General features: G+C 39.2%; 4 protein-coding genes and 1 pseudogene. 3 read left to right on the forward strand and 2 right to left on the reverse strand.

Annotated features, from left to right (window positions below):
* The coding region (tnpA, locus tag G598_RS18780; protein WP_037364648.1) for an IS200/IS605 family transposase at positions 1–233 on the reverse strand (233 nt) is incomplete at its 3' end.
* Between the two features lie 249 nt (positions 234–482).
* On the reverse strand, positions 483–1,856 hold the full coding sequence (locus tag G598_RS0114825; RefSeq protein WP_026767573.1) for a replication initiation protein: 1,374 nt from the start codon (positions 1,854–1,856) through the stop codon (positions 483–485).
* 1,533 nt (positions 1,857–3,389) lie between these two features.
* On the opposite strand from G598_RS0114825, the pseudogene G598_RS20480 reads away from it, so the two are divergent.
* The 3 genes and pseudogenes from G598_RS20480 to G598_RS0114835 form a co-directional block, all read left to right on the forward strand.
* Positions 3,390–3,494: pseudogene (locus tag G598_RS20480) on the forward strand (hypothetical protein); the annotation flags it as partial.
* A gap of 54 nt (positions 3,495–3,548) precedes the next feature.
* Entirely contained in the window at positions 3,549–4,334 is a 786-nt protein-coding gene (locus G598_RS18785; RefSeq protein ID WP_245582831.1) for a ParA family protein, read from the forward strand.
* A complete protein-coding gene (locus tag G598_RS0114835; protein ID WP_026767575.1) occupies positions 4,327–5,418 on the forward strand; it encodes a ParB/RepB/Spo0J family partition protein in 1,092 nt (363 codons plus the stop codon). Before G598_RS18785 ends, G598_RS0114835 begins: the two co-directional genes overlap by 8 nt.
* Positions 5,419–5,663 lie beyond the last annotated feature (245 nt).

Below are 5,663 nucleotides of genomic sequence, written 5' to 3' on the forward strand. Positions count from 1 at the left end.
TTGTGAATACCGAACTGCGGGTGAACCTCCAGTAGAAGATGCACATGGTCTGGCATGATTTCCATTTCGATTACATCGACTTGGATTTCTTCACAGATTGACTTGACCAGCTCCTTTAGTCTGGTGTCAACGCCATTGACCAACACTTTTCTGCGGTACTTGGGACAGAACACGATATGGTACTTACATGAATATACGATATTGTGGCTTGAATGATATTTTATTTCTCCCATATTTGTATTATACAACTTTAAGAAAGATAATACAACACAAGTTAAAAAGTAATTCTCCACCTTCAATTACTTACGTAAATTCGGTGGACACGCCTTATATCCCCATAACTAAAGTTAGGGGTTTTACGGCGTTTTGGATAAAAAAACATCTTGAATCCTTTACCTCGCAGGGATTCAAGATGTTTATCTTATAACACATGATTGCTGTACAAAAAGTCCAACGTTGGACTTTTTAGTGTCGTTATATTTTTATATTTTCAAATCTCCATTTTTCAGCATACTCATGAGGACATCACGGGCTGCACGCACCTCATTGTATCGCCAATCCGGATTCCCATCCTCCTTGCGATGGAGATACTTATCAATCTGGAATTCTTTCTTGTGTCCAAAGACATTGAGAATAAAGGTCTTTTTCTTGATGAAGAAATCTTTTTTCTCCTCTGTGGTCATTCCAGTAAAGTAGGCCGCTGCTTTACGTTTGTAGTTAGCGTCCAGCTCCACTTCTTGAGTTATTCCTAACTCAAGCTCAGTCTGCGTGGCACGAACTCTTTGAGCCATCTTCTTTTGCTTAAGATATTCCTTGTTGCTGTCCTTTTCAACCCAGTTCTTCGTGACAGCTGACAAAATCATCTTACCAGTATCTTCAGGTGATAAATGATTGCGTTCAGATTGCATTATCGCCAGGCTTATATTCGCCCCAAAGACTACATCGTCCTGATTGATTGCCACAAGCTTATTAACATAGCTCGTATCGAATCCTGCTTGAAGTGCTCTCATAACAGCATCCTGCTTTTCTTTGCTGAGAGAACGCACCTTTTCAGCCACATCCGGCTCCAAAGAAGCAAGGGTCAATCTCTTTTCCCTATTATCTTCTATGCTTGTAACGACAAACTGCCAATACAGGTACTTAGGCGAACGGCCTCTGGTACCATCATTTGATATACTAAAGTCCTTGTAAGGGGTGGACTGGCGGATTTCTCTCTCCGCAGGCTTCAGGATTCGATTGTTGAGTATCTTGAAATCCATGTATGACTTCGTGTTTAATCCCAAGTCAATCATAAACTGGAGTAGAGGTATAGAGTTTGTCCCCTTAGCTTCCAAAGTCTTTAAGTACATAAAGACCTGCATTGCCTTAATGGAAGACATCTGATTAAGCTCATCAAAAGAAAATGGTATGAGGCTTTTACTCTCGTACAAAAACTGGTTGAGCTCAGCAGGGAGTGAGAGTGTCAGTGGTTTATTCTTTTTTCGTCCCTGAAAGTCTACTACAGAGAAAAGGGTAAATGATTTGCGGTTAGCATCTTCTTCATCCTTATATTCTTCATCAGAAAATTCTATAGTCTTACTCTGTAAGGACCTAAACGTGTCATAGACCTGGCGAGGGCGTTTGGTCTTCAAATCCTCTTGGAGACGAGACGCCATTTCGCTTGTGTAGAAAGTGTATTCGTGGTAGTTCTTTTTTTCATCTTCAGGAGTATTTGCCTGCGTCAAGCCGATAAAGAAGAGAAATGCTTTTAGCTCGTTTATCGTCATTGAATGGTGCGCCGAGGCAAATATGGCTGGAAGTGTAGCTGTATAGTCTATTTGTGGGTCTACATGGATAACACTTTTTTTCTGTTCCATTCGTCACGCAGTCCTTTCTACATACTCATGTAAAATTATACTCTTAAGTCACAATGGGTATCAAGTAAAACAAGTTTGCGGAAAGTGTTCACTTGCACTTTGAGAAAAGATAGTGAACAAAAAACGCAAAATAGCCATGAACACATAAGTTTATTGAGTTTAGAGAGAAAAAAGTAACATATTTTTTGCGAAATCCATTCACTTGCGCCAGAAAAGGCAGCATAATTAAGGAAAATTATATATAAATATTGCGGATATCATTCACTTGTTAGAATATCTCAGCTTATAGGAATGTGAATGTATACGGTTTTCTTATAGTGAAATTTAAATGCAGAAAGTGTTCACTTGTACTTGGGAAAATATGGTGAATGCTTTCCGCAAAATAATGCCCAGACCGATGAGGAAGTACGAATAGAGCCCATTAAATAAAGAGACTTTTGCGGAAAGCATTCACTTGTGACCATAAAATAGAGAAAATGGGGGAAAAACTTAAAACAATTATGCGAAATCTGTTCACTTGCAAAGACATATCAAGATATAATGCCGAAAAGATGATGTACTATTTCTTCTGTGTGTATTGTAAATTGCGGATTTCATTCACTTGTCATTGAGTAGATAATGGTTATATATGCGTTTTCTATTCACTTGTTAAGAAAAATGCGTTTTGTGTTCACTTGTAGAAAGTGATGTTTACAAAACGCTCAATAGGCAGAGTGTTTTGTTGTAAAATATTTATTTTATAAGAATATAGAATATAAGTATATAGGGCAGGGGAAGTATAAAAGAGGATAAAGTGGCATGAGCCCTTATATTTAGAGGGTGTGCGACCAAAGATAGTATCAAGATAGTGAATGAGAAACGCAATATCAAGTGAACAGATTTCGCAATTGTAAGTCTGGAGTAAGTATAAGTCAAAATCCCCGTAAACCCTTATAATAAAGGAGCTGAGCGTGGATATCAGCAAAGTGCTAGTGAATGGAAAACGCACTTTTTCCGAGAAACAAGATTGCGAAATATATTCACTAAGTAGAGATAATCCCTTGTACTATAAGGGGGGACGGGAGTTTTGAAAAAGGGTGGAGAATCGTCAATAAGTGAATGAGAAGCGCAATTTGTATTTAACTGGTGAACGTCTTCCGCATTTGTCAAAAGTGAAGGGTAAATAATCCACAGCCTTATCCACAGATTTATCCACAGGTCTATATAATTCCTGTTACGTCATAATATATACCTTCCAAAACGCTGCTGATAATGTACTCATCATGGGGGATAGCTCAGTGACGCAAAACTCACTCAGAGTCAAGAAGATTTTTTATATGCTATAAAAACTTCACTTTGTTGGTAGGTTTTATCATTATAACATAATTTTTTTTGTATTTTATCAAAAAATATATACATTCCACATAGAAAATGATATAATCATGTCATAAGTTTTGTACTTTCAATTTTACAAAGGTACAAAACAGGTGACAAAATTAAGGTGCAGTAAAGGAGAGGGCGTTCTTGGCTAGGAACAATCCTCGAGTTAGGTTTGTGACCTCGATATCAAGTTCTCTGAAGGATAAGTTCAAAGTAATATCAGATGTTACAGGGCTTCCCGGGAGCCAGTTGATAGATGAGTCAATATTACTACTAACTCAAAAGTACAGAAACCGTATTCTGGAAAGCGGTAAAGAAGGAGTGTCTGTGTTCATGGCAAAAACAATCGCTATTTGTTCAAATAAAGGAGGAGTAGGCAAAACTACTTCTACCGCAGCATTTGCTGACCTGCTGGGAAAACGTGATTATCGTGTTCTTATTATAGATGCTGACCCACAGGGGAATTTATCAAAGAGATTTGGTTATGACCCCAAAACTTATCGTGGAGATATACAGTTAGGGTCTGCTGTAATGAATATTCTTGGTGATAATCCTCGTCCGGCCAGAGATTTTGTCATGAAGACCCAGAATAAGAATGTAGATATTATACCAAACGATGACCGATATGCAGCTGCGACTAAAGCTCTTCTTGATGCAGTCATCCTTGGTGTAAACGCATACAAGATATTGGTTCAGGAACTGAGCACCGACTATGATTATATTTTAATCGACTGTCGTCCGGCTGTAGATGCGGACATTGCTCAGATTATGCAGGCAGTGCAATATTTGTTAATTCCGGTCAACGCTGCCGATGATTCTGTAGATGGTGTTAATACTACATTAGGATACGCTAATCAGTGCCGTAGAGCTAATCCCGACCTTAAAGTAGCAGGGATTTTCTTTGAGGCTGTTAATATGCGTACTGCGGTTGCCCATGATTATGTACCGCAGATACGTGAAGCTTTTGGTGATTTCATGCTGGAAGCTATTGTTCCTCACTCTGAGGATGCCAGAAAAGCAGAGAGTGCGCATGAACCTGTAAGCCAGACATATCCTTCGGGTAAAGCTACCAGAGCTTACACCAAACTTTTGGAGGAGGTATTGACCAGAGTTGGCTAAGAGAAAACAATTCAAGATTTCGGTTGACCGAAATCAAACCATCAGCGATATAGGAGCTATGGCTCCAGTTCCTGCTCCAAATGCAACGGGGGATATTTCACCTGAGAGATTAGCACATCTGAAAGAACTGATGGCAAAACCCGTAGCAGCACAATCCAAGAAGGATGAAGAAGAGGATAGAGTAGAAAGCCTCATTCCTGCTGATGCTGAAAGACTTATCCCAATGGATAAATTAAAAGCTGCTCCTGATGAATGGAATTTCTTTGGTAGACCAAGCCCGGAGCAGTATGGCCTTATCTATATGTCTGTCTTCAAATATGGACTTTGGCATCCCTGTACGGTATGGGAACAGGAAGATGGTTCATATATGATTCTTGGTGGTCATACCAGACATTTGGTTTATCATGAACTTCATGAAGTAACCGGAGATGATAAGTATTTATCTATCCCGTGTAAGGTTTATAAACATGATAGCATCAGCGAGGCAACGGCCAGACGAATTATAATTCTCTCGAATGTGGCACAACGTGCACAGGAAGATACAAATGCCCGGATTCGTTGCTATGCTGAAATGGCAAGGTTGGAAAAAGAGGAAGCCTTTTATGGTGCCGGTGTTGATGTTGCTACGGCTGTTTCTAAAATCTTTGGCGTTTCCCGTTCCACGGTATTTTTCTATCGACGACTTGGCAAACTTATAGAACCTTTGCTTTCTGCTTTTGACCAGAGATTAATTACAGTTAGAATTGCAGATATTCTTGCTGATTTGTCTGAGGACTTGCAGAAGTATGTGTATGATAAGGAATACCATCTGAAGATTACCTCTTCCATGGGGAAAGCTTTAAAGAATGCTAAGACAGTTGAAGATATTGAAGACATTATCAATACACCTACTAAGAAAAAAGAGAAATATCAGTACGTGTTCTCTACAAAAATCGAGAAGCCCGAAAACTTTGATTTTGTTCCTATAGCTGTAAAAAGTGATGAGGTTAAGGTCTTCAAAGATTTCCTCAGGAAGTCATTAGACCAAGCAGAGGGACTTAGTGAACAAACAAAAGATATTTTGTTGAAGATGATAAAGGGTTAATGAAAAAGGTGAGGAATACTTTTATATAAAAGTATTAACTCACCTTTTTTTATGAGCAGTAAGAATTGACTTTATAAAGGAGGCCCAAAAAGTCCAACGTCGGACTTTTTGGGGGGATAAAGGAAAACTATGTCACTTGACACTCCCCATGCGTAAACGCAGGGGATTCTTGGTTCGCTGAACACTGCGGCCTAGCCGTAACCAGTTCGACTTACACGTTCTCCCCAAGCGTAAATTCCCGTGTG

This window comes from Selenomonas ruminantium subsp. ruminantium ATCC 12561 (assembly GCF_000424065.1).
GTDB lineage: Bacteria > Bacillota > Negativicutes > Selenomonadales > Selenomonadaceae > Selenomonas_A > Selenomonas_A ruminantium.

Excerpts from the sequence above, each read along its gene's own strand:
- G598_RS0114825 (WP_026767573.1), bottom strand. The coding sequence starts at position 1,856 with ATGGAACAGAAAAAAAGTGTTATCCATGTAGACCCACAAATAGACTAT.
- G598_RS18785 (WP_245582831.1), top strand. The coding sequence starts at position 3,549 with ATGGCAAAAACAATCGCTATTTGTTCAAATAAAGGAGGAGTAGGCAAA.